Below are 26,723 nucleotides of genomic sequence, written 5' to 3' on the forward strand. Positions count from 1 at the left end.
ATAGTGATTACAAATTTTCTATTTATGACGTACGGTCCTTAGAAGGGGGAAGAGAGTAATCTCTTCTTCCCATTCAACTACAGCCATTTAGATTATAAATATTAGAGACAGAAGTGAAAACTATCCCAAAATTGAAGATCTGGAATGTTCCTATAGCGGGTCGCTATTTAGAGATCGTACGATTAGTCAATATCTACATCGTTTTAATATGTAGGTAGTACCAGATGCCGTTATAAAAACAATAATTGTGACCATTTTTACAAATAATGCTCATTCATCGATATTTTTTCCCTGGGAAACCCTCATTGATTTGGTACCGCCAAATAAGGTTTAATTTCTCAAATAGAGCATAATTTAAGGGTTCTACAGATGCAATCGAAAGGTACTTTCCAGGAAAGCCTTCAGGAATAACCAACACAATCACTTTGATGAGAGAAAAGTCATATATAATGTTTTTTGGGAGCAGGCGGATGAATACTTCTTATCAAATATTATCAAGAGAACGGCAGACATATATATTTAAATTAATATTTATAGTATTAGGGGGGATGTGCATCATGAAACAAATATTAAAAATATTATCGCTTCTTCTTTGCATAACTATGATAATGGGATGTTTCGCTGACATAGGTTCATCATCTCAATTCACAGCAAATAATTCCAGTTCTGTTTCAGCGATGGCAAATGCTTCATATAATATCCAATCTGCCAATTCAATACATTACCGGCAAACTGCTAACCAAATATCTCCATCAAATCAGACACAACTCGTTAGTAAAAGCCCTACTCTGAATAGATCTTATGTTCCAGACCGGGTTCTTGTGCAATATAAAACAGATACCATATCTGCAATGGGAGGGGTATCACAGGTTTCTGCTACTCTCAATGCAGATATTCAGGCAACTATTCTCGCCGATGAGAGTACCCTTGGGCTGTCTGGCATCCAACTTGTAAAAATTCCAAATGACACAACGGTTGATGCAGCCATCCAATATTATACAAATAATTCAAATGTTGCATATGCACAACCGGATTATATTTATCAAGCCTGCAATGAGACAAATGCCGCGGCAGTGACTTCAGTCGCTGATAACTTTTCGAACTACCGGAACAAGAGCAGGGAATCAGGGTTTGTATCATCAAATTATTCTTCACCACCGGTGCCGTCCGGGGTAATGCGTGCAGCACAGGGAAATAATACAACAACATTGTCCTGGCCAAATGATCCCTATTATAGTTACCAGTGGGATATGGTCAAAATGGCTTGCCCAAGTGCCTGGGCGGTTTCGACCGGATCATCCAGCGTAACAGTGGCGGTGGTTGACACCGGGGTTGATTATACTCATCCTGACCTTGCGGCAAACTGTATCTCGGGGTATGACTTTGTAAATAATGATGCAGACCCTATGGATGACAATGGCCATGGAACACATTGTGCAGGATCGATTGCTGCTATCGGAAATAACGGGGCGGGAATTGCTGGGGTTACATGGAATTCAAAAATTATGCCCCTTAAATTTCTTAATTCCGGAGGGTACGGATATACAAGCGATGCTTTGAGTGCATTTGCCTGGGGATATGCCCGGGGTGTCAGGATATTTTCCAACTCCTGGGGGGGCTATGGAACAGATACCGCACTCCAGTCTGCGATAAATTCGTATTCTGATGCTATATTTTTGTGTGCAGCAGGAAATGACGGGGTGAACATTGATAGTTACACCTTTTCACCGGCTGGCCTTTCCTGTGCAAATATTGTGTCAGTGGCAATGACAGATTCAAGTGATAATCTAGTCTCGTGGTCAAATTATGGGCCCACTACAGTAGATGTAGCTGCTCCGGGATTGAGTATCTATAGTTGCAAACCAGGGAGTTCATACCAGTATATGTCCGGGACCTCAATGGCGACACCCCATGTTGCGGGACTGGCTGCGTTGATGAAATCTGTTGCACCTTTATATAATATTACTCAACTAAAAAAGGCATTTATTAAGGGAGTGGATATAAAAGATTCTTTATACAATAAATGTGTGTCTGGAGGGAGAGCAAATTTATATAATACATTAACCGAATACCCAAATATTTATTGGTTAAAAAATTCTGCTCTAAACTCTCTCTTAAATAACGTTAATTGGGGAAATATTGGAAGTACTCCATTGAGTGGGTTAAATTTTAGTGAGAATACAAATGATGACCTAATTCTTTTCAACGGTTATTGGCAATTCAATAATAACAATGATTCTACTACAGATAAACAAATTAGTTGGGGATCAAAATCGGACATACCATTACTTGGTGACTATAATGGAGATGGGGTATCAGATATATGTTTATTTAGGCCATCTACAGGGACATGGTTTTTTGATTATTCTGCAGATTCCGTAACTGATAAGAAATTTTCATGGGGGAGTTCAGGAGATAGTCCATTATCAGGTGATTTTAATGGAGATGGGATATCTGACATTTGCCTATTCAGACCTTCAACAGGGATGTGGTTCTTTGATTATTCAGCAGATTCCGTAACTGATAAGAAATTTTTATGGGGGAGTTCAGGAGATAGTCCATTATCAGGTGATTTTAATGGAGATGAGATATCTGATATTTGCCTATACAGACCTTCAACAGGGATGTGGTTCTTTGATTATTCAGCAGATTCCGTAACTGATAAGAAATTTTTATGGGGTCACTCATCAGATATCCCATATATAGGGGATTTCAATGGAGATAATATATCAGATATCGGATTATACAGTACATCTGCGAATATTATTTATATAGATAATAATATTGATGCAATCACAGATCTGAAAATTAGTATTAAAGATAATATTATGAATCTCGTAACTGGGGATATAAATTCTGACAATAAAGATGATATTATTCCAGTATGTCTCTCATAAAACTCCAGAAATAATCCAATATGATCAATACAATATTGGCCATACCTAACATTTTATGAGTAAGTTAATCTCGTCCATGTAGTAATATTTGATAATTTTATAAGTCAGGCTATTTCAGAGAGTTCGAATTTTCCGAGTCGAAGAAATATAATGGTGATTCTCATTATTCCGATACCCTTTTACTTCTCTCTTGAGTGTCCATAGCACATAGGACTTACGCGAAACGGTTTTCGGCCAAAAGATCAATATATTATTAGTGCAATAAAAATAATTCATACCTCCATTTCCAAAATGTGATGACAAAGACTACATTTCATTTTTAATGGCAGCTCAATGTGATGTCTCTTTCGCAAAAGCCGCTGATTATTATTCCGAGATTGGTATCAGCATTGAACATGATTCTTTTAACCGGTTTCTGACGAGACAATCTCATACTAACGAGCATTCCCCACAATTACCTTACAAATTGGGCTAAGAAGATCGAAGATCCTAACCCAGTAGTCACTTGTTGATTCGTAACCAACAGCCTCCTCATTATAGGAGATTAGCCAGTTTTTAAATGCAATGAGACCAGATTGCGTTCTATCAAATCAGTTGATTATCTTATCACCAGTTAATGTCATAATAGTTGCCACGATGAAGGACTTGTGAAGGTCAAGACCAAGGGCTACTTGTATCTGTTCGGTCATAAATATCAGAGGTGATGGGCATATGAATTGCCTTACAGGCCAATTTGTCATCCGCAATCTACATCGTACGGTAGCCTGCGAGAGCAATTTAACGGTTAGATTTTCCCAGGATCAAATCCTCAATTTAGAACAGCCTGCTCTGCCCATTATTCACTCATACCTGATTACTTAACTGTTTTTCATCAGGGGAGCCTGATGGCTACATCATACGGTTTTTTCAAAGAGGTACTGCGTAAGTCCTATTAGAGAATAATCTTAGGATACCCATCTGGCATCATAAAATCGTTACGTGTTTCCAGGAATCAATAATAATTGAAATCAGCATGCCCATACGGTTCGATCTTCTGCTCGCCGAAGGTTGAGCACACCAAATATCCATGTTGATAACCTTCATACGTTACAGGGTGTACTCGGATATCTGGAACTCTTCGCAGATCTCCTGTAACATCTTGAGGTACTTCTTCACTGAGCCTTCATGCACGCTCGGGATCACACTCCCTCCACACCGGGCATTTCTCATGAAAGTGGCATCTGGCGGTTGCTGGTGTTGCACTTGATATGTAACAAAAATAAATCAGGAAACTCTCACCACACACCAACAACAGGTGTATCTCCATTTCCTCCATAGTAATACGATTTATATGTATTTCCGGAGGAGGAGGCTAAATACCATTTTCCAATACTGGGTCTGTATACCCCAACTTCATCAAACCCATCACCATTCCAATCCCCAATTACAGGGGTGTCCGAACTTACTCCATAGCTAAACGATTTATACGTGGTTTCAGAGGAGGAGGCTAAATACCATTTTCCAATACTGGGTCTATATACTCCAACTTCATCAAACCCATCACCATTCCAATCTCCAATTACAGGGGTGTCCGAACTCACTCCATAACTAAACGATTTATACGTGGTCCCGGAGGAGGAGGCTAAATACCATTTTCCAATACTGGGTCTATATACTCCAACTTCATCAGACCCATCACCATTCCAATCTCCAATTACAGGGGTGTCCGAACTCACTCCATAACTAAACGATTTATACGTGGTTCCCGAGGGGGAGGCTAAATACCATTTTCCAATACTGGGTCTATATACTCCAACTTCATCAATCCCATCACCATTCCAATCTCCAATTACAGGGGTGTCCGAACTCACTCCATAACTAAACGATTTATATGTGGTTCCCGAGGGGGAGGCTAAATACCATTTTCCAATACTGGATCTATATACTCCAACTTCATCAATCCCATCACCATTCCAATCTCCAATTACAGGGATGTCCGAACTCACTCCATAACTAAACGATTTATTCGTGGATCCGGAGGAGGAAGTTAAATACCAAATACCTCCGAACGGACGCCAGATGCCGATTTTATCACACCCGTTAGTGGGCAGGGTCAGGGTCGTATACACTGATGGATCACCATACAGGTTAAAATCATATACGTTCATTAAAACATATGGATCTATGACCAAAGCCTGCTTTGTCTGGAATAATGCCTTTCCTGCTGGAATCTCCTGAACTAGTTTTTCAATATAATTATATCCAATTCCTGCATTACTACCAGTACCATCAAACGAAGACTGACCCACATAGTACCAGGATACTCTCGATGCAGAAACTGTTGTAATCGCACCATTTTTCAGGAGTGCATATCCTAGATTTCCTAAATATTCTGGCTGCCCATTATTACAGGAGTTTTGATAGACAAAAGCAGGATGCTCATCATCAAGACTGGTGGCGTAACTGCTCGTCATAAAGGCTGAACCTGAGCATGTGCTCGAGCCATATCCTACATAAGCACCATAGTAATTACCATGTCCCCACCAGCAGACAATCCCATAATCATTCGTAGCCCATATATCCCTCACTCCGGTCCCTCCTATGAGTTCCTGTTCAGATGTATATGCGGAATTTGCTTCAGAACATGTACTTCCCTGCTCATACATCCTATACGAACTGTAACCAGCACTTGTTAAATAATCAGTCCGCATCTGTTCACTCAGCTTCGCTCCGTCAGTATAGGGATCAGAGAATGACATAGGTAATAATGTCGTTTTGCGCCAACTCGTAGAAGATGCTCCATAGTCCATAATCTTCTGCAATATCGTATCTAAAGTTATATATGCAGCATCATATACCGGTATTCTGCCAACATATACATCAGCGGTTAAATCTACTCCTCCTGATGTTGTATAATCCGAATATTCACCATAGTATCCATCTCCATCAATATCCCAATTGCCCGTCAAATCAGCATAATAATAATCGGTTGGTGCTTCTTGATATGTTGTTGTAGGTTTCGGATAACACATCTTCATGGGGACATCCCCTGTATTAGGGTAAGGATTACCAATTAAAAGGACATCCTTTATCCCCATGGCAGAATAATTATTTTTCAACCATTGCCTGATTTTATCGGAGGTATCATCACCTGTCAAACTTCCATACTCATCTTCGGTGATTACTTTTACGGTATGCCCTAGATCTTGTTGATACGTAACAAAATTACTCAATTTGGCACTATTAGTTTCAATTAAGTTTGTTGTTACTATGACATAATCATAGGTTGTTGCGCTAGTACTTGTATTACCATTTAGATCATACCAACCATTTGCCAGTTCAAAATTAGTGAACATAGTGGAGGCAACATCATCCATAACAGTATCCATCTCTAAGGATGATGATAGAGGGGTTGAAGAAAGGGTATAGTTGATTTCAATAACCACGTTTTCAGTAAGAAAGAGTTTCTTTGATACAGGATTATATTGAATTGGTACAAAATCCACTTTTGTATAAAGCCACTTTCTCATTTGTGAATAGGGAAGTAACTCAACGATACTCTCCGGGTATTTTCCATTACTTCCATAAATGCTGAGGTTTTTTCCATCGACTACATTTTTTGCAGTCCAGTTTTCCAGACTCTGATTATACACCAATTTTTCTTCATTACCAGCGATCATAGGAATTCCTGCGGGTGTAATATTATATATCCCCTCCAATTCCCGGGTATCAGCGGATATTATCGTAAACTGCAAACTTGAAGTGTTTGCCTCTGGAGGAAGAAGAATATTAAATAACATATGAGGTAGCATTGGTTCTCCAGGTTTCATTAGTGATGAGTAATTATTCATCTGAATTTTATCTGAACCATCAGTATCTGTAATAATTGAGTAATCTGATGCGTTTAAATTTACTCTGATTGAATTTGTTGTTGATACAGAGTTATTATATTGTTGAGTTGAGACCGATGGGGATGAGTTCAGTATCCCGGTGATCCCACTAGAGTTGCTGACTGCAGATACATGAACGGTTCCACTTGTTTGATTGGTGTCATCTGGCTGTACTCCCTCTCTTCTGAATAATACATTAGACCTATTTAAATCCCTGTAATTATTTGAGGATGGGGGAATCTGACTTATGTTTGATCCCGATATGGATGAGATAAAACCCGATTCATTTGATCCGGTAGTGTTTTCAGTTAAACATACAGCGGGAATAATAATGGTCATCAAAAGAATACATATAACTAGATGCATCAATGAAAAAAAAGAAATGCTGGTTTTTTGGTTCATTTTTCCCTCAATAATTATATACTAATACCTTTGCAGATAATTTTGGTCATGGAATAATTCAATATTTCTAGAGAGGAACCGAATCCGGTAGTGTCAGGATTATGCTGTAAAATTGATTAACCCCATCATATAAATATTCCCATTAGCTCTAAAATATCAAGTTAGAAAATAGCGGATTATGATTTATATCCATGGATAATCATATAAGTAAGTGCAATATATTTGCTGTGCTCAATCACAGCCCGATTCAGAAGACGAAACGTTAATTAATACCATAGAATCCCATATTGTCCTCATAGCGCAGTTATTTAGTTGCCGGCCCTAAAAACTGCTTTTCTACAAAAACTCACAACAAAAGGTATTTCACCCTTGAATATGTCAAAGGGCTCTTGACCAATCCTTCAAGATATCATTTATCCGTAATATCTGACAATTTTAGTTGGGTGAATAATTATACCTGAACTCGGTTGAGTTAGGGATGAGTTTCAACTAATCCTATATAGATCATATGATAAGCACGTAAACATGTTTTTTAGGTTAACTCTCTCAACTGTTGTTGTCATCATATGACCAACATGAAAGATTCTTTTGATCACTACATATGGTCTTTCAACGAGAGAACGAACGCGGGATATTGCTTTATTTCTTCTTTTATCTTTGGCAGATATTGGGTGATTGCGAGTTGCTTTCTTCATCGTTTTATCCATTGAACCTCTTACAGTTGCACCAAAGTATCCTCGATCTCGATAAACAATTTCACCAGGTTCAGAAAGATCCACTTGGTTATCATGTACGTTTGCTGTAGTTGTAGCGAAACGTCGGATTAGTTGAGTTTCCTTATCAACTATTGTTGGAGTTTATACCCAAAGTGCGTTTTTTGACCTTTCTTTGCGCAAGTTCCATCTTTTGATCTTCTCTTTTTCGCTTCATCGTCTCCTGGTTTGTCCGATTTACCAGGACCAGGATCTGGAAGGATAAATGTACCATCTTGAATCATACCTCATTTAATGGTAAAACCGCGTTCATCGATCTGTCTCTGAAGTTCCTTCCATATTGCTTCTTCCCTGTTGTTTTGATCAATCTCTCTCTGAATCTCCAAATAGTAGACCGATCAGAAATTGATTCCGGATAACCCAGAAAAAGTTGGAAAGACGCCCTATCAAGAATTTGGATTTCAAATTCATAATCAGAGAGACCATGCCACTGTGGGAGAACTAAGTTTGATCAAAAATATCTCATCTGTGTGAGGTCTACTACCATCAATATGGTCATCATTGAAAAAATACGCGATGATTGAACTGAATTTTTCCCAATCAAGTTTTTTCTATTTCACCCAAACGATTTCCAAGAGTTACTTCTTTTTGATATTTTTGTGAAAGGAAAAACGAAGAAAAACAGATATTTATTATTCAACAAACTTAGATAAAAAGGGATTATGCACTGTTCTCTTAAGAGTAATTCTTCGGGGGTAACTGTTTTGAAAATTAAGAGACGACAGACACTAATGAGTTGATATCGATTGTATTATAAAGATAATTTAATAATATGTATCTATTGGTTGTGGTATTTATAAAAAAAAATCTCTGCTTAATGCTTTCTATTCTTATTACTTTTTTCGTGATCTTTTCACTGGTTTCCGCTGATTCAACCCAGTCTAATCAACAGCATAGGTTACAAAATTTTTCAACAGGAGAGACTGAATCAGTAATGGGTGATGTTTCTGTACCAAGCACCACTGCACCTTCCATTTCTTGGGAGAGATGCTATGGCGGTATTTATAATGATTGGGCAAGCGATATCCAACAAACAAATGATGGTGGATATATTGTTACCGGGGACAAAGGAAAAGACCAAGGGTATGGGGATTATTTTTTTAATTTAAAACTTGACGCCGCAGGCGATAGCACATGGGAACAAGATCTTTGGTTTTGGAGTGTTCCTTATTCTACTTGCGTGAGTCAGACCAGTGATGGTGGATATATCGTAGCGGGACACGTTTCCGGTAGTAATATGGCCTTTGTGGAGAAACTTGCAAGCACCGGTGCTGTCGAATGGTACAAAGTGTATACCACAGATCATTATTATAAGGCCATTAATAGCATCCAACAAACAAGTGATGGTGGATATATTGTAGCCGGACGCGATAGATACCGTTGTGATTGTTGGTGGATATCAAAACTCAATAACACAGGGGAGATTCAGTGGGTGAGTTATCCTAGTGGGTTAGATAGAATTCAATGTAGTAATGCAAAAAGCATTCAACTATTGGATGATGGCGGGTATATCGTTGCAGGGTATACAAATAAAAACGATGGAAATGTATCAGGAAATCATGGTGGATATGATGAATGGGTGGTAAATCTTAATAGTGCTGGTAGTATACGATGGCAGAAATGTCTCGGTGGTACTCTTGATGATCAGGCAAATGCCATTCAAAAAACAAGTGACAGTGGATACATTGTCGCAGGTTGGACAAATTCAACAGATGGCGATGTATCCGGAAACCATGGAGTTACTGATGCCTGGGTGGTAAAACTCTCCAGTACCGGTACTATCGAATGGCAGAAATGTCTTGGTGGTTCTCTAAATGATCAAGCAACTGGTATTCAACAGACCAGTGATGACGGTTATATTGTCGGGGGATATTCATTCTCAAATGATGGGGATGTATCTGGTAACCACGGAAATGGTGATTACTGGGTGGTAAAACTCTCAAGTACCGGTACTATCGAATGGCAAAAATGTCTTGGCGGCTCTCTAAATGATCAAGCAAATAGTATTCAACAGACAAGTGAGGGAGGTTATATTGTCGCTGGGGTAACAAATTCCACCGATGGCGATGTAAGTGGAAAAAATTCATTGACTGACGCTTGGGTAGTGAAACTGGGAGGGACGCCCATTACAAAAATTGGAGTATTCAGACCAAGCACTGGGAAATGGTATTTAGCCTCCTCATCCGGATCCACATTCAAATCCTTTAGTTATGGAGTGAGTACAGATATACCAGTAGTTGGAGATTGGAATGGTGATGGGATTGAAGAAGTTGGAGTATTCAGACCAAGTACTGGGAAATGGTATTTAGCCTCTTCCTCAGGAACCACAAACAAATCCTTTGACTATGGAAAAAATGGAGATACACCTGTTGTTGGTGTGTGGTGAAAATTTCCTCAATTTAATTTTGGAACAAACTAGTGCTTGTCGTCTCTTAATTTTCAATATCATTTACAAGGGGAATTACTCTCAAATTTAAATGACGAGGGGCACTAGTATTACAATTGGTTCATTCAATATCGTGAATATATACAGCAGAAGTCAGGACTACAAGTGCAACACTAGTTACCGGCGTATACCGCAGTCAGGAAAATGTAGGTGTGGAGGAACAGTAATCCCGACCGTGGCATAAAGGCTCGGTGAGACAGTACCTTAAGATGTCACACGAGATCTGCGAAGAGTTCCATATCTCCGAGTACACCTTGTAGCGTGTCGAGTTTATCAACATGATTATTGAGTTAACCTTTGGCGAGGAGAAGATCGAGTTTGCTGATTTCTCATAAAATGATAGTATCCAGTAATTATTGGTCTAGTTTCCTATCATTTCGGAGAGATAATGGATTCGGTTCGTTCTTCCATGAAAATATATAATTTGATATTTTCTCTTATTTTCATATGTTAATTTGATCACTCCAATATATATTTATTAAATCATATACTTTCAGGTGGATATATTTCTGAAAAAAGGTCTGGTGTTAATACTATGAAACGAAAATTATTAAATTTGTTGATGAAAAAATATATAATTTTTTTCTTTGTTTCATTATTTATTATCTGCATCGGTTTTTCAATCGGATCAGTCGCAGAACAAACTGTGGTTTATACCAAAACCGTTGTAGATGAAGGTGGAACAACGAATAATTCTACTGAATTACTCGGATTTGACTATAAGCCTATTGAAGTGACTGATGATATGAGAAAAGAGAAAAATCAGTTGATACGGCTCAGCACAGAAAAGGCTCCTGAATTAAAAATTTTATCACGTGACGAATATTTTAACTCATTATATGATTATTTACCATGGACTGACATTAAAAATAGAAATCAAGGGTCTTACGGTAACTGCTGGGTCTGGGCGTGTACAGGGGCAGTGGAGATCGACCATAATATCAGTACCGGAATAAGTGATAAACTTTCTATCGGATATGTAGATCGATATTTTTATTACTCTGGAAGATATGCTGGGGCAGGTGGATATCTGTCTGATCTTACTAATTTTTATAACAGTAAGGATTTCGGAAATCCAAACATTAAATGTTTCATTCCTTCGAGTAATGCAAATGCAGATTACCAAGATTTCGATAATCCATATGAGAAATCCGCCCATTTAGGGGATATTTCAACTATACCAAACTATTCTTTTTCAAATTTCAATTTCATACCCCAATATGATTTTACTACTAAAGAACAGGCGATTGATTGGATAAGAGATAGTATAGATGAGGGAAAGCCAGTTGTGCTAAATATGGCTTTTCCTGATAATAGAAAGAGCGGTAGTTGGGGAGATTTTAATAATTTTTGGGTTAATGAGGGGAATAATATATATGAACCCGATTGTCGGAAAAGTTTTTCATATGAAAAAGAGTTCTGCCATATGATGCTTATTGTTGGATATGATTTAAATTCAAGGACTTGGACGGTTTTGAATAGTTGGGGAGTGAATGACGCCCATCCTGACGGAACATTTCTTATGAAAATGGATTCTGATTACGTGTGGAAAATAAATAATGATTGGAACATGTTTTTCTTTAAGTACACAATTAATTGGATCACAACTCCCACCATCTCCAGTATTACTCCCTCTACCGCCCCGAATACCGCATCAGTCAAAATCACCAATCTCGCAGGTACAAACTTCCAGTCTGACGCATCAGTTAACCTCATCAGGTCCAATTCAGCAAATATGATTACGTCTTCCGGATCAACAAAAATATCCGCAACATCTGTTTCTGTCCTCAATTCTTCCAAGATCACATGCACATTCCCAATAACCGGAGCACTACCAGGAACCTGGAATGTTGTTGTTACAAATCCCGATAACCAATCGGTAACACTCACAAATGGATTTACAATAACTGGGTCTGCATTTCCTGATAATATCGGCGTCTGGCGTCCTTCCGGAGGTGTTTGGTATTTAGCCTCCTCATCCGGAACCACGAATAAATCGTTTAGTTATGGAGTGAGTTCGGACACCCCTGTTATGGGAGATTGGAATGGTGATGGGTTTGACGAAGTTGGAGTATTCAGACCTAGTACTGGGAAATGGTATTTAGCCTCCCCCTCGGGAACCACATATAAATCGTTTAGTTATGGAGCGAGTGCAGATACGCCAGTAGTTGGAGATTGGAATGGTGATGGGATTGATGAAGTTGGAGTATACAGACCTAGTACCGGGAAATGGTTTTTAGCCTCCCCCTCGGGAACCACGTATAAATCGTTTAGTTATGGAGTGAGTTCGGACATACCTGTAATTGGAGATTGGAATGATGATGGGATGGATGAAGTTGGAGTATACAGACCAAGTACCGGGAAATGGTATTTAGCCTCCTCATCCGGAACCACATATAAAACGATTAACTATGGAGTCAATGGAGATATACCTATTGTTGGTGTGTTGTGGTGAGACCTTCTCTGCATTTAATTTTGTATGAAAAACCCGCCATGCAAAAAGAGGGGATTATTCCCTCCCAGTTAGGATAGAGAGGTCAGGTAAAGGACTCTGTCATCGGTATGTTGAACAGTAAATGTCGTATTTGAAAAAAATTACCCACGGTTTTCCGCGATGAGCCACTATATTTCTGTCATTTAGAGGCAAAAAAATATTTTTAAGGGAAACTGAAGATATAGATGAAAGAACTGAAATTAAAGGAATAATTATTTATTATATCAATAAAACAATTATTCCTCGATATTATGATGAAAAAAATCAAAGTTTTTTTAGATTACCCAACAACCGATAATTCCACATTTATGGGTTTAAGTTATCCACAAGTTCTATACGATTATTTAAAAACTGATAGTAACTTTATTCTGGTGAAGGACGGAGATCCTTGTGATATTATAATGATATTTAATGGGGGATCCCATTATGCATACCATTTGTCTAAAAAAGAAAAATTCTTACTAAATTTACGCACTAATTATTTCTATAATCCATATTTATTACGGTTGTTAGGATTAAACCGTTATTATCGCCCAAATTTAGATTATGAGGCTCGTATTAATAAAATTCTGGCTCGAAATCCACATGCAAAAATTATTCATCGATTAGATGATCGATATTTAGTATTATGTAAAGTATATGGATATGATGAAACTATATCCAAATTAAATCAAAAAGCTTCAATCACAATTCTTCAATCTCAATATTGTAAAACTATCTGGGAAACAGATGTTAAAACAATTTTTGGATTGCAAAAAGGATTGACTCTTAAAAATCCAGTTATTATAGGCAATCCCGTTGACAGAAAAATATTTAACGAGAGAGGTGAAAAATTTGAATTTAAAGGCAAAATAAAGATTCTTCATGTCGCAGCTACCGGAATGCCACGAAAAGGACTCGGAACAGTATTAGAATTTGCTACGTTATTAAAAAATAACCCGGAAATCCATTTTATTTTAGTTGGAAGGCAAGAATTAGATCCGCTATTTGGTTACAGGATAAAAACATTATCTAATGTCACTCAAATTCCTCTCGTTATTGATAGATATGAACTTGCAAAAATATATCGTGGAGCAGATCTGTTAATATTTCCTTCTATAAATGATTGTTCACCTAATACTGTAATAGAAGCATTAAGTTGTGGATTACCAATATTATGTGCAGATAGTGGAGGAATACCAGAAATCATTAAAAAACCGGATTTACTATCAGGTTTGTTTATTGATACAGCCAATCCAATATTTAACCTTAAAATCTTAATTGAAAATTTATCGAAATTCAAAGAAAATGCAATTGAAAATATAAAAAGATATCATGATATAAATGTAATCGGTCCTAAAATAAAAGAAATTATTATAACTGTATATAACTCTAACTGATAGTGTGCTGAGTGCGAGGGTTTCTATCCAGAACAGTGGAATTAAGCCGAATAGAGATAGAATAGTTCTCTTTTCTCCCATTTGACTGGAAATATTGGAGGCTTATGAATAAGATTATAGATATGGGTATTCTTAAGTGTAGTTTTACATCAACTTCGTTGTTCAGATCATAAATTTAGTGAATGCGAAAGACTCATGAGGTCTTTTTAATTTTATCGATTTTCGCTAAAAATTCTTTAGTCCATTTTATTGGGTCATATAACTCATTAAATCTTTCTTTTGCATTATTTGCAATTATTTGTCTCATCTGTGGTGATTCCGCTAATTCAATAATTGCTTGTTTCCATCCCTCCTTATAATGGGCTAAATACCCACATTCAGGATCAGATAATATATGAAAGTTACTTGGTGTAAAATCACTAATTACAGGTATTCCTAATTGATGAAATACAAATGATCTTCCCGCATTCGTTTTTTGCTTAAACCGAATAATATAGTCATTTTCATGCGGATTAGTTCTAATAACCAAAAATCTATTAATTAATTCAGTTACTTTGAAAGAAAAGTGAGAGGGATTATTTAATCCAGGACATAATCCTATATCAATTTTTAACAACTCATCTTCAATTGTGTTACTATCTATTTGAATATCAACCACCTGAATCTTCTTGGGTCTTCCATATGTCCATATTCCATGTTGACGGATATTATATATTACATTTAATTTAAGTAGGAGAAAATCGGATAACTCATCCAAAGCTGCTGAAATATTTGGATAAAATTGGTGAAGATGTTCCATATTTCCATGATAACCTAAGGTTACCATGCCATCAACATTTGGGACATGAATTTTTTCTTTTATAAACATTCTTTCAACTAGTGGAATAATAAAAACATTTGTATTAAACTGTAAACAGTAATCTTTTTCCTCAACAGATCCAACAATAATAAAATCTAATTTTCTCAAAATGGGCCTCCATCTCTTATCAAAAAATGGAGGATTTACCAACCCAATAAGTTGGTTTTTAGATATGCAACGAATGATATCATCAGGGTTTGAATATTTACCAAAAATAATAATATCATATGACTCTAAGCGATCCCAACAATTTTGAGTCACACTACACCCACTGTTCATTAACCATTTCGATAAATTATCCCTCCAAATTCTCGTTGAGCCGAAAATTTCGGGATCTTGAAAATCCATAATCAAAACATTATAATAGTAAGTCATAATTCATATCCTATAGAAATATTCTAATCGATTATTTATTAAAATTGAAATTATTTGATTTTGCGCTATAAATCTAATTAAACCCGATAAATATATCTGTTTATGCTCGTTATGACCCCTCGGAGCTAAGGAAGAACGTAAGAAATGACTAATTTTTCCGGAATATATTTCCATACTGAATTCCGGGCATTCTTATCCAGTGAGTATTTATCCATTTTAATAATTCGTTTTGAAGTGACACTGATTCAATAAGATGGTCTCCAGTATCGTCAGTCGAATTAAAGGGAAAAGAACCCAAAATAATGATACCTTTATTATTTAAAGAAGAGTTGAAAGTCTCCAACAATTGAAGTGGATCTCTCACATGTTCAACTACTTCTAATGCAATTATTAAATCAAATTTCATGGAAATAATTGGAATTGGTTTTTCTGGAGTCGATTTGTAAACATTTTCTAAATTAATACCTCGTATAGAAAAACGTTTCAAAGCACCGTTTAAATTTCCACCATCAATATCACAAATTGATACCGAAAATCCCATTTTTCCTAATAATAAACTAAGATCCGCTGAACCACACCCATAATCAAGTATCTTACTAGTAATTGAAAGATACGGAAAAATTTCAATTAATTTTAAAAAATCAACAAGATTTGGTTGCTGCATTTTTCTTAAAAAATATAATGGCGATGCCTCAACATGGTTTTTAAAAAGATTATCATCATTGTCTTTCTGTATATAATAAGAGGCTAATATTTTTTTGGTATTAAATGGAATTTCATTTGCTAAGTATAAAATTTTCCATTCTTCTAACCTATCAATTAATATCTCACTGGGATAATTAATAGAGTTTAAAGATATATAACATAAATAATTTATTGGAATATGAAATATTGAGTCGGTATATCCCTTCCCTTTTAAGGCCCAATATAATAGTTGATATCTATTCTTAGAACTCTGAAATAAATTAAAAATATAACACGAATTAACGACATTATAAAATATACATAGATTATCGTTATTATCATATATTTTTTGATAATTACATGAGAAATATGCTATTGCACTTTCTAAATCCTTGTTAACGAGGAAATTAATTAAATTAAAAATAATTTTTTTATCAAATCCTTTTAATAATTTCGTCATCAGTTTGATTCGCAGTATTAGGATGAATAAATAAATTGAAGAACTACTTATATTACTCATTTTTTTGTTTTTGAATCTCATAGTATTATAAATTTTTTTTATTTAAATTACTATAACTTTTGCATCGTGTATTCTTACCAAATCAGAAATGATGTACTATAAAAAGGGACTATATCAAGTTCTATTTTATCACCTTAAAACATGGCTCTAAACAAATTTAGTCCATAAAGAGCCCCATTGTAAATAATATATATACAGTTGTGTGAAATTTTTCATGTTACACGATAACCCAATTGTTCAAGCTGTTTCATCGATCAATACCTCCCAATGAAGGGGTATATTAATTATTCCCCTTTCTCTTTCTTTTTTTGGAACATAAAAGGGGAGTAATCCCGTGTACCGAATTAATTGGCGATAACTATCAGAGTCTCGGACTACAAAGTTAATACTGTATTGACCACCACTAAGAGAAGACGGAGGAATATTAACTGAAATCGTAAATTTTTCACCGCAATTTCCTTGAATTAAATATCCTTCGTACATATCCCAAACACAGTTATCATTTTTATCATTCCGGATTGCAAAAGTGAACAAAAGTTTTGATAAATTATATTTTGAGTTTATTAAAAAAAACACACTAAATCCAGATTTAAAGTCTATCTCACCGTTTTTCTCATGGATTGCATTTTCTAACCAAGAATCATTTATACTAAAAGATTTTTCGTCAAAATTATAGTAGGAAGTTATGACACCAGTATTTTTCTTACGTCTCCGTATGCTGTAGACGTTACATTGATTTTCATAGGCATTTATCACTGAAACAGGATCGCCTTCACTGAATATAGTTCCATTTTCAAGATATATCATTCTCTCGCATAAGTACTGAGCCTGATCTAAAGAATGAGTAACTAGCAAAATCGTCACTCCTTTATTTCGCATTTCCTTAATCTTTGAAAAACATTTATTCTGAAATATCAAGTCCCCCACTGATAATACTTCATCAACAATTAAAACATCAGTTTGAACAGATACCCCCACACTAAAGCCTAGACGAGCAATCATTCCACTTGAATAATGCCGGACAGGTCGATCAAACCAATCACCCAATTCACAAAACTCTTCGATTTCCTTCATTAAGGATTCAATTTTTTTTGAAGAAAGTCCCATTATCGTACCAAGAAGATGAACATTCTCCCTCCCAGTATAATCAATATGCATTCCAGCATTTAATTCAATCATTGGAAAAATTGTACCACGTATGTCAACCGTTCCACTAGTTGGTGGCGTAACACCACTTATAACTTTAAGTAAAGTACTCTTCCCTGCTCCATTACGACCAACAATACCAAAAACTTCACCTTTTTTTACTTCAAATGAAACATCTTGCAGGGCCCAAATACTATTGTCATGATATCGATTAACCTTCGACGATATAGATTGGAAAATCTGTGATATATATACAGGGTTGATAACTCCATATTTTTTCCATAGATTATTAACAGATATAATAACATCATCCATATCATTCATTTAAATCACATCTGCAAAGTATTGTCCATAATATCTGAAAAAAGGCCATCCTAATAGCACCAATATAATACCAAAAAATAATGAAATACCCAGTAGAAGAGGATCAGGATTTATACCGTAGGCAATTACCATTCGATAAGAATCAATAATTCCAGTCATTGGATTAATTGAATAAATCCATCTCATAGATTCCGGTACTTGCGACAATGGATAAATTACAGGGGATGCAAACATCCATAATTGAAGAAGAAAAGGTAGCAAAAACTGTAGATCTGTCCTGATTGCTCCAAGAACTGCAACAAAAAACCCTAGTCCAATCATTATTAAAAATAAAATAAGTATTATTACAGGTAACCAGATTAAAGATATAGAAAATGGAATATGAAACCATATTGTAAACAAAAAAAGAATCAATGATGATATAATAAAATCAAAAAAGGAAGTCATTAATCCCTCTAATATAAAAACTTCCCTTGTAACTGGCATTTTCTTTATTAAATCACTATTAACCTGTATAATAGATGCAAAGCAGGTTATTGCATTACTAAAAAACAACCAGGGTACTAATCCTGTTAATAACATGATAACATAGGGAATCCCCCCAGATGTTAGTCCAACAACCTTACTTAATAACAAAAAGGTCAGCATGTATCCAAGAGGCTGAATAATTGCATACAATGAACCCATTGTTGCCCTACGATATTTTCCAAATATATCCCTTTTGGCTAGAGTAATAAAAAGAGGGATAATATGGTTTTTCATCCGATTGTGATATATTGACAGATTTGATTTCACTCATTTCACCTTTTAGATTTTATTAAGAAAGATATTATAATTTATAGTCCAAATTTGTTTTACTAACAACACACCACATTTCACCCCACCCATATTCATCATCCATAATCTTTAATCCTGCTTCTATGAGCTCCTGTTCAAACTCACCTTTTTTATACTCGGTAAAGTGAGTTGGATCCAACCGATAATCGATACTCAGTTCATCCTTCAGAGGTACCCTCCAGTCACGTTCATAAACCGGAACTCTGATAAGCCATTTTTCAGGATTAATTGTCTCTCGGATATATATTAAAAAAGAAATCCTATCCTCAATGTGTTCAAGAACATTCGAGAGGATAACCACATCTGATTGATTTGAATAATTATAATTGACAATATCTCCCTTGATATACATAAGGTTTTCATGAGCATAATTATTCTGCGCAAAAGTGATCGATTTTTCATTTAGATCAATGCCTACTACTTTGCATCCAGGCACATGAGTAACGATGTCATAGGCACAGGTGCCATCTCCACATCCAAGATCCAAGACCCGTTCACCGGGTTGAATATTTCGGATAAAAAAATCATGATACTTAATATGCTGATGTTTCGTATGAATTCCATTTCCGTATCTTATTGCTGCCTGTCCAATATAGGGATATAACCGGTTATCCAGTTCTAAAAGAAAACGAATTTCTTCTTCAGGAGAGCATGAACTTACTTTTTGATCAATCAACTCAATGATTGAATCAATAGTAGAAGGATCGTTTTTGTTCCAGATTTTTTTTATAAAGTTCATTGTCACCACGAATTCACCACATCCTGAATAAGGTGTGATTCAATCTTACTTATATGATCAAGACCATAATTGTTTTGAATGAATTCCCGTGCATTCTTTCCTACCTGAGAAGATGTTTTTTCATCATCAAGCACATATGAAATAATCGATGAAATATCATCTGGAAAAATTCCAGAAGCTAAAAATCCAGTTTTTCCGGAGATGATCTCTTCCTGAATGCCGGGTACAGGAGTCCCGATGCAAGGGATTTCACAGCTCATTGCTTCAAGAAGAATTTTTGGGTGTCCTTCATACAATGAAGGCAAAATAAATACCCGAGATGCATTCAGATAGTGGGGAAGATGTTCATTTGGAAGGTTTGGAATCTGGGTTACGGGAAGGTGATTTTTATGAATAATGTCGGAGATCACAGGATCAGACCCGGCCCCCCCCACTAAGAGAAGGCTCTTTTCTTCTCCCCTGTCGCGTAACATCTGTATTGCTTTTAACAGATTAATCAGGTTCTTTTGGGAGTCACTCCTACCAATATATATGAGATCCCATTTTTTATCCTCATTATTTAGAGGAGAAAAAAGATCAGTATCAACATAATTCGGAATAACGGAAATAATATCCGGATTTATCGAATAATTGTCGATTACATATTGTCGTTGTAGTTCTGATGTAACAATAGACCTATCAGAATTCCGGAATGCAGCAACCTCAACTGCAATTGCAGCCTCGATCTGATTTCTGTCTGAAGTATGTTCCTGAGTAAAAATACTATGTAAATAGCCACATCTGGTAATAAGAGGTTTATTTAAGATTTTCTTAACATTTACCGGAATTTCTGATCCGATAATTTGATTCGTTTTTAATACATCAGCAGTGATTAAAGAAGGGAAATGCCGAATAAATAATCTTCGGGTTGTATTCCCCGTTGTGGATAACCATGGGGTGGTTATTACATTAAGCGGGAAAATTTCTTTCTTAAATTCCTGATCCGAGGGGTGCCCATAAGTTATGAGTCTTGTGCGAATATTTGAAGAGAACAATCGGCGATATATTGCGAGTTCGCGATTTATTAATCCAGTTTCTTTCCAGGTCTGAAGGCTGATACCACCGGTAAAAAAGAGATTCAAATTTAGATTCATGTTTATGTAAAAATATATTAGATCTGAATAATCGGCTTAAAATATCAGAAGTCTGTTCACCACAACATTTTTAAGTAGAATAATTCTAACGCATTCACCCCGAAATAAGATTTTATTTTATGGAACAAAATCACATTTACTACAGAGCCCAATCCTATGTCTGTGTAATAAATTACGGCGATAATTTTCCATTATTGGATTGTACCATATTTCATGTAATGGGGTTTCAAGGATATTCCCAATTTTCTCAGAATATAAAAAATCCATACAACATAAGATAACATCCCCTGTTGTTCCGACGCAATTTTTCTAAAGGGATAATTACAAAACCAATTTAGAGGAAGATTAGTTACCGCCTTTTTGGTATTTCCAGCTCTGTTTGAAAGTTGTTCTTCCAGACTCCTTGTGTGAATATCAATTTTAGGATTATTTTTATATGATTGACGAATTTCTTGAATTGTGTGAATATATGGAAGATTTGATTCCTCCCCATGTGGATAATATAATTCAATGTTGATATTATCTAACCCGGCTTGTATAAATTTATCAAGAAGGTCTATTAAAAGAATTTTCCCGTTAGTATTCAGGTCTATAAATATTCGACTTGATTTCTGCCGACAATATTGAATCATTGCCTCGATTCTCTCATCCAATAAAGGCTCATTAGTAATAAATAAAGTTACTCTTCCAGAATATTTAATAGCACAGAACTCATCAATTATCTTTGTAAAAGTCTCCCATTCCATTCTAGAATATTGGCGTTGAGTATGTGATTGAGGACAAAAAGGACAATTATTATCACAATTACTTTGTGTCTCAATTATTACCTGTTGAAAAAGTTCAACTTGTCCATTCACAGAATATTGATTTGAATAATATTTGATTTCAGCCTCATCTTTACTGTCGTCTTTTTCTTCATTCCTTATTGAAACATGACTTCGTTTTACTAATCCAAGTCGTTCATAAAACATACAATATGCATCTCCTTAATAAGATTAAACAATAATTATGCAAAGAAAATTTTACCACAGCGATTTTGTTATTAATTCATAACAATAATAAGGGAAATAACTAATTTCAGAAATTCTTCATTAAAATTTTTCTTTATCATGCAATAGTGTTTTTTGGTCTGATAAATCAGAATTATTATTGGATATTTGAGTAAACCAATCCCACATTGAACCAATTCCCGATTTTATGCTAATAAGGGGACTCCAATTTATCTCTTTCATATGAACAATACTTGCCCATGTATCTTTAACGTCCCCTTTTTGATACCTGATATTAGTAACTATTACTCTTCGACCAACATTTTTTTCAATTATTCGAATTAATTCAAGTAACTCAATCCGGTTCCCCCCTCCAACATTATAAACCTCACCAGGCACTCCTTTTTCAGCGGCCAGAATATTTGCCCGGATTACATCATCAACATACGTGAAATCACGCATCTGGGTCCCATCGCCATAAATTTCAATTTCTTTTCCATCAACAATCGCACGCATGAACTTATGGATTGCCATATCCGGTCGCTGCCGGGGACCATATACGGTAAAGTACCGAAGAGAAACGGTCGGAACCCCATAATTCACATAATACAAGTGACAAAGATGCTCTGCTGCCAGCTTTGTAACACCATAAGGAGAAATCGGTTGGGGGATAACCTTTTCTGATACCGGGTAAACCGAAGCATCCCCATATACCGAAGATGAAGAAGCGTAAACAAACTTTTTTAATTCTTTCTTATCTTTATACCATTCAAGAAGTCGCTGGGTGGCTATGATATTATCATGAGTGTACCTATCAAATGAACTACCCCATGATGCCCGGACTCCTGCCTGGGCCGCTAGGTGAAAGACATATTCCACGTCCGGAAAAGAGTCCATTTGACAGATGTCTTCTCGAATGAGGGTGAAGTTAGGATGATTGACAAATCCGGAAATATTTCGCTCTTTTATCGTAGGATCATAATAATCCCGAAAGCAGTCAATCCCAATGACTGAATTTCCATCTGCAAGAAGCTTTTCGGCAAGATGGCTTCCAATAAATCCAGCACAGCCTGTTATCAGTATTTTCTGTTGCATATTCACAAAACAATAATTTGACTTTTACTAATACCGTAGCAGTTCTTTTGTATGTTCTGATTGATAATGAAGTTTAAATGGTATTATTAATTTGTCAGATCATGAAATAAAGGTTCCCATATTTAAATAATACAACGAATAATTACCATATTCATTATTGCTGAAAAAACAATATGAAATAAGATGAAAGATGACCCACTAAAAATATGCATCGTCGCTAATGATTTCCCTGATGTCGGAGTTCACGGGGAAACTGGGTTTATATTGTCTTTTTTAGCCAAAACCCTAATCAATTGTCAATTTCGAGTCAAAATTGTGTATAGTAACTCTAGAATTGATAGTAATAATATCCATGATATTCAGTACACGATTTTTAAAAAACACGGTATTAATATAGATATTCTCGACATTAGTCAATATTGGAACTGGATTCCAGAATATTTTAGAAGCCCTAAGGCCGTATATGAATATTTTATGACTTCTTCTGAAAAATTTGATGTTATTCTCTTTCCAAACTCCGGGTTTGATGGATATTATTGCCTTAAATGTAAAAAGTCTATGCCCTGTTTTAACAAAAGTCTTCTTGGTATAATATGTACTAGTTCAACGCAGTGGATCAACGAACATCAGCAGGAACCTATTGGTTATAATAATGCGATAAAATTAGATTTTGAACGTGCCTGCATGGGTTTGGCTGAATTTGTAATATCGCCATATCAATATCTGATAGATTGGATGGAGGAAAGAAATTGGATAATTCCGGAAATTAAAATAGTACATCCTCCGATCTTGCGTTCAGATAACGAATGGAATTATAACCTAAACCAAACAACTTCTATCAAATATATCGATGAAATTGTTTTTGCTGGAGATATTTATAACCAGTCAGATTTTTCTGTCGTGATAACTGGATTGAAACTCTTCCCCAAATCACAATTAACTAATACTAGTATTACATTTCTGGGGAATTTTTCTCACGAACAGATTAATAAAATTAACGAAATAATTTGTTTGGAATTATCAGAATTAACTCAATTTCGAATTATTGATACTAAAAAACCAGCAGAAGCAATTGGATGTCTTACTGACAATAGTCAATTTGTTGTAATAAATCAAACCACAGATATTTTCCCACATATGATTAATGCTTGTTTAGAAAAGGATATCGCATTCATTTGTACAAATAGTGGAGGATTACAAGAATTATTCGACCCAATGGATCATTTTAAGACTCTCTTTCATCCGAGACCGCAATCTTTAGTCAATCAATTTCAATTTGTGATGCAACAAGAAAACCTTTCTACTCCATTACTATCGGAACAGGTTCTTACCTCATTTGATAATATTTGTACTATAATCACTAATCTTGTAAACCAAATTCGAGAAAAACCATCAATTGATGGTAAAATTACTAACAGCCTCGTATCAGTGATTATCCCCACATACAATCGTCCAAAACTATTAGTACAAGCAGTAGAATCTGCTTTGGCACAAACCTATCAGAATGTGGAAATAATTATCGTTGACGATGGGAGTACTGATCCAGATCTCCCTCCATTGCTGGAAAAACTTCAACAAAAAAATAAAATACATATTATTCGGAAAGAAAATGCCTACCTTGGTGCAGCCAGAAATACTGGAATCCAGGCAGCGAATGGTGTTTTTGTGGTGTTTTTAGATGATGATAATATTCTTTTTCCTGATTTCGTAGAAATATGTCTTCAAATTCTCAACAAAGAAGGTTCTGATTGTGTGTTGCCTGCAATGCGACGTTTTAGTCATTCAGATCCATCAATATTTTTCTGGTCTTCAGCAGGAGGAGGTTGCCCAGGTCAATTTATGGCAAGTAGTTTACTGGAAAATCATTACGGTGATGCAGGAATGTTAATAAAAAAGAGTGTTTGCTTAGATTTTCCCTTTTTAGAGTACTATAAAAGAGGATGGACGGACTGGGCACTCTTAATCGATCTTCATCTTTCAAACGTAAAAATTTCATATTATCCCAGACCGTTATATCATTACTTGGTGTCCACGAATTCAATGATACACAGCAACCCAACATATAAAAATTTTCAAATACTTTCTCATATTCTTCATAAACATGGGAAAACTGATGTTTCACTTCTTGGTGAATTATTTAGGTTTTGTGAAACCCCGGAAAAAGAACATGTTCGGTTAAAATTTATTCATGAGTATGAACAATTAACACTTCAAAATGAACAATTAACACTTCAAAATGAACAATTAACACATCAAAATGAACAATTAGTAGATTTAAATAAAACATTATCATTTAAAATGAGAGGTTATGATATTCCATTATTTTCATTATTTCTACGATTACAGTTGTTTTTAGTAAAGAAAATTGCAGATAAAGGGGGAAAGAAATTTTGAGTCGAATAGAGAGAATGAATTACTACCCAAGTTTGCCACTTACAAAAAGTGTTCCTATTGATTGTGGATCGACCAAAAAATAAAGCATACATCAACGAAATTCATCAAAAATAGCGCTATTGAATTTGACAGTTACGCTGTATTCGTAGATGAGGAAGACAAATACGATTCATTGACTCCAATTTTGATACAATCAACACCATGTTTTTTTACAAAATTGGGTGATTATATGCAATTTTGAGGAGAGAATCTTCAACTGTCAAATACCGTTTCCCGATGAAATTCTGGAAAATATTGATCAAAAATTGGGGATGATCTCATCGAGTGTCTGATGTTAAGTGGCAAACTTGGGTTACTACACTCACCGTTATTGAAGCTATCGAGGGTCTTGAGGTTTTTTAGCAAAAAATTGATAATTTTTTCCTCTTTTATTGCATCTTATCGATGAGAAGCAAAAAAGTGAGTGACTTTTTTGTTCTTCGAGAGATGTTGAGTTTTTTATTGAACCATCTTGTCCAATTTGAATTATCTCACTGGACAAACCCCAACAATTAAAACAACCTATCAAAAGTATAACATAATCTGGAGTCAGAAGATTTAAGGTTATTGTAACTTTTAGGGTAAAACATTGTCAGGTGAGCGAATGAAAATCGATTTAATAAAGGAACAATTACTGAGAATTACACCTAAATTATCCTCTGATGAATTATTTCCATCAATTGAGGAGGAATTCGCTCCTTGTAAAAAATATTTCAATGGATATATTTTAAATGCCGGATCCGGGAGTCGAGACATTTCTAATATGTGTAATGGAGTCATAATAAATCAGGATCTTTCTAATGGCTATCACAATAAAAATACTCACATATTTTCTCCACTGCATATGATACCATTTCGAGACGGCTTTTTCGATACAATAATTTGTAATGCAGTATTAGAACATGTAGAAAATCCCCATGAGGTCATGAAAGAATTTAACAGGGTATGTAAAATAGATGGTATTCTTATTCTTGCTATTCCTTTTATGCAACCTGAGCATCTTGATCCCAGGGACTTTCAACGGTACACTATTGATGGTATAAAAAAGATTGCAATAGATAGTGGGTTTGATGTAATTCAAGTTGAAAATATTCATTCAGTTTATTCTACAATTGGATGGATAATTTTTGAATGGTTAGAATCGAAAAATACAATCGAACATTTCTTCTTGAAATTTCTATTATATCCATATATTAAATATAAATGTCATCACTCCCATTATAAGGTCCAATCTATAGCAAGTGTTTACCGATTAATTGGGAAGAAGAGTAGAGACCTGAATTAACCTCACAAAATTATCAATATCATATATATAAGAAAAAGATGAAA

Annotated in this window: 17 protein-coding genes and 1 pseudogene; 6 read left to right on the forward strand and 12 right to left on the reverse strand. The window is 35.5% G+C overall.

Annotated elements, in window-relative coordinates; genetic code table 11:
- The first annotated feature begins 428 nt into the window (after positions 1-428).
- Entirely contained in the window at positions 429-2,897 is a 2,469-nt protein-coding gene (locus ACHZA2_RS03950; RefSeq protein ID WP_394698478.1) for a S8 family serine peptidase, read from the forward strand.
- A gap of 1,086 nt (positions 2,898-3,983) precedes the next feature.
- Here ACHZA2_RS03950 and ACHZA2_RS03955 read toward each other — a convergent pair.
- From ACHZA2_RS03955 to ACHZA2_RS03965, 3 genes and pseudogenes are all read right to left on the reverse strand, one after another.
- Positions 3,984-4,106 (reverse strand): hypothetical protein, encoded by a 123-nt coding sequence (locus ACHZA2_RS03955; protein WP_319578613.1) that lies wholly within the window; start codon positions 4,104-4,106, stop codon positions 3,984-3,986.
- Positions 4,107-4,171: 65 nt separating this feature from the next.
- On the reverse strand, positions 4,172-7,105 hold the full coding sequence (locus ACHZA2_RS03960) for a C25 family peptidase propeptide domain-containing protein (RefSeq protein ID WP_319578614.1): 2,934 nt from the start codon (positions 7,103-7,105) through the stop codon (positions 4,172-4,174).
- A 548-nt stretch (positions 7,106-7,653) separates the two neighbouring features.
- A pseudogene (locus tag ACHZA2_RS03965) lies at positions 7,654-8,568 on the reverse strand (IS5 family transposase).
- A 145-nt stretch (positions 8,569-8,713) separates the two neighbouring features.
- Here ACHZA2_RS03965 and ACHZA2_RS03970 point away from each other — a divergent pair.
- The 3 genes from ACHZA2_RS03970 to ACHZA2_RS03980 all read left to right on the forward strand — a co-directional run bounded on the left by ACHZA2_RS03970 (position 8,714) and on the right by ACHZA2_RS03980 (position 14,260).
- Entirely contained in the window at positions 8,714-10,327 is a 1,614-nt protein-coding gene (locus ACHZA2_RS03970) for a hypothetical protein (RefSeq protein WP_319578615.1), read from the forward strand.
- Positions 10,328-10,922: 595 nt separating this feature from the next.
- The gene (locus ACHZA2_RS03975) at positions 10,923-12,842 is read left to right on the forward strand and encodes an FG-GAP-like repeat-containing protein (protein WP_319578616.1); all 1,920 of its coding nucleotides are present in this window, start codon (positions 10,923-10,925) and stop codon (positions 12,840-12,842) included.
- A gap of 290 nt (positions 12,843-13,132) precedes the next feature.
- On the forward strand, positions 13,133-14,260 hold the full coding sequence (locus ACHZA2_RS03980; RefSeq protein WP_319578617.1) for a glycosyltransferase: 1,128 nt from the start codon (positions 13,133-13,135) through the stop codon (positions 14,258-14,260).
- Positions 14,261-14,453: 193 nt separating this feature from the next.
- Here the strand turns inward: ACHZA2_RS03980 and ACHZA2_RS03985 are convergent, their stop codons facing one another.
- The 9 genes from ACHZA2_RS03985 to ACHZA2_RS04025 form a co-directional block, all read right to left on the reverse strand.
- The gene (locus ACHZA2_RS03985) at positions 14,454-15,467 is read right to left on the reverse strand and encodes a glycosyltransferase (RefSeq protein WP_394698479.1); all 1,014 of its coding nucleotides are present in this window, start codon (positions 15,465-15,467) and stop codon (positions 14,454-14,456) included.
- Positions 15,468-15,642: 175 nt separating this feature from the next.
- Complete coding sequence (locus ACHZA2_RS03990; protein WP_319578619.1) at positions 15,643-16,638, reverse strand: methyltransferase domain-containing protein; 996 nt, start codon at positions 16,636-16,638, stop codon at positions 15,643-15,645.
- Positions 16,639-16,935: 297 nt separating this feature from the next.
- Positions 16,936-18,168, reverse strand: a complete 1,233-nt coding sequence (locus ACHZA2_RS03995) for a polysaccharide ABC transporter ATP-binding protein (protein WP_319578620.1) — start codon at positions 18,166-18,168, stop codon at positions 16,936-16,938.
- The gene (locus ACHZA2_RS04000; RefSeq protein ID WP_319578621.1) at positions 18,169-18,963 is read right to left on the reverse strand and encodes an ABC transporter permease; all 795 of its coding nucleotides are present in this window, start codon (positions 18,961-18,963) and stop codon (positions 18,169-18,171) included.
- A 34-nt stretch (positions 18,964-18,997) separates the two neighbouring features.
- Entirely contained in the window at positions 18,998-19,744 is a 747-nt protein-coding gene (locus ACHZA2_RS04005; protein ID WP_319580937.1) for a methyltransferase domain-containing protein, read from the reverse strand.
- A gap of 2 nt (positions 19,745-19,746) precedes the next feature.
- On the reverse strand, positions 19,747-20,877 hold the full coding sequence (locus ACHZA2_RS04010) for a glycosyltransferase family 4 protein (protein WP_319578622.1): 1,131 nt from the start codon (positions 20,875-20,877) through the stop codon (positions 19,747-19,749).
- Between the two features lie 117 nt (positions 20,878-20,994).
- Complete coding sequence (locus tag ACHZA2_RS04015) at positions 20,995-21,120, reverse strand: SPASM domain-containing protein (RefSeq protein WP_394698636.1); 126 nt, start codon at positions 21,118-21,120, stop codon at positions 20,995-20,997.
- Positions 21,069-21,848, reverse strand: coding sequence for a radical SAM protein (locus ACHZA2_RS04020; protein ID WP_319578623.1), 780 nt, complete (start codon positions 21,846-21,848; stop codon positions 21,069-21,071). The genes ACHZA2_RS04015 and ACHZA2_RS04020 overlap by 52 nt, the downstream gene beginning before the upstream one ends.
- A gap of 120 nt (positions 21,849-21,968) precedes the next feature.
- On the reverse strand, positions 21,969-22,961 hold the full coding sequence (locus tag ACHZA2_RS04025) for an NAD-dependent epimerase/dehydratase family protein (RefSeq protein WP_319578624.1): 993 nt from the start codon (positions 22,959-22,961) through the stop codon (positions 21,969-21,971).
- 183 nt (positions 22,962-23,144) lie between these two features.
- Here ACHZA2_RS04025 and ACHZA2_RS04030 point away from each other — a divergent pair, with 183 nt between their 5' ends.
- Both ACHZA2_RS04030 and ACHZA2_RS04035 read left to right on the forward strand, forming a co-directional pair.
- A complete protein-coding gene (locus ACHZA2_RS04030) occupies positions 23,145-25,355 on the forward strand; it encodes a glycosyltransferase family 2 protein (protein WP_319578625.1) in 2,211 nt (736 codons plus the stop codon).
- A gap of 643 nt (positions 25,356-25,998) precedes the next feature.
- Positions 25,999-26,679 carry a class I SAM-dependent methyltransferase gene (locus ACHZA2_RS04035; protein WP_319578626.1) on the forward strand — a complete coding sequence of 227 codons (681 nt, stop codon included), beginning with the start codon at positions 25,999-26,001 and terminating at the stop codon, positions 26,677-26,679.
- Positions 26,680-26,723 lie beyond the last annotated feature (44 nt).

It is taken from the genome of uncultured Methanospirillum sp. (genome assembly GCF_963668415.2).
In the GTDB taxonomy this organism is placed as follows: Archaea; Halobacteriota; Methanomicrobia; order Methanomicrobiales; family Methanospirillaceae; genus Methanospirillum.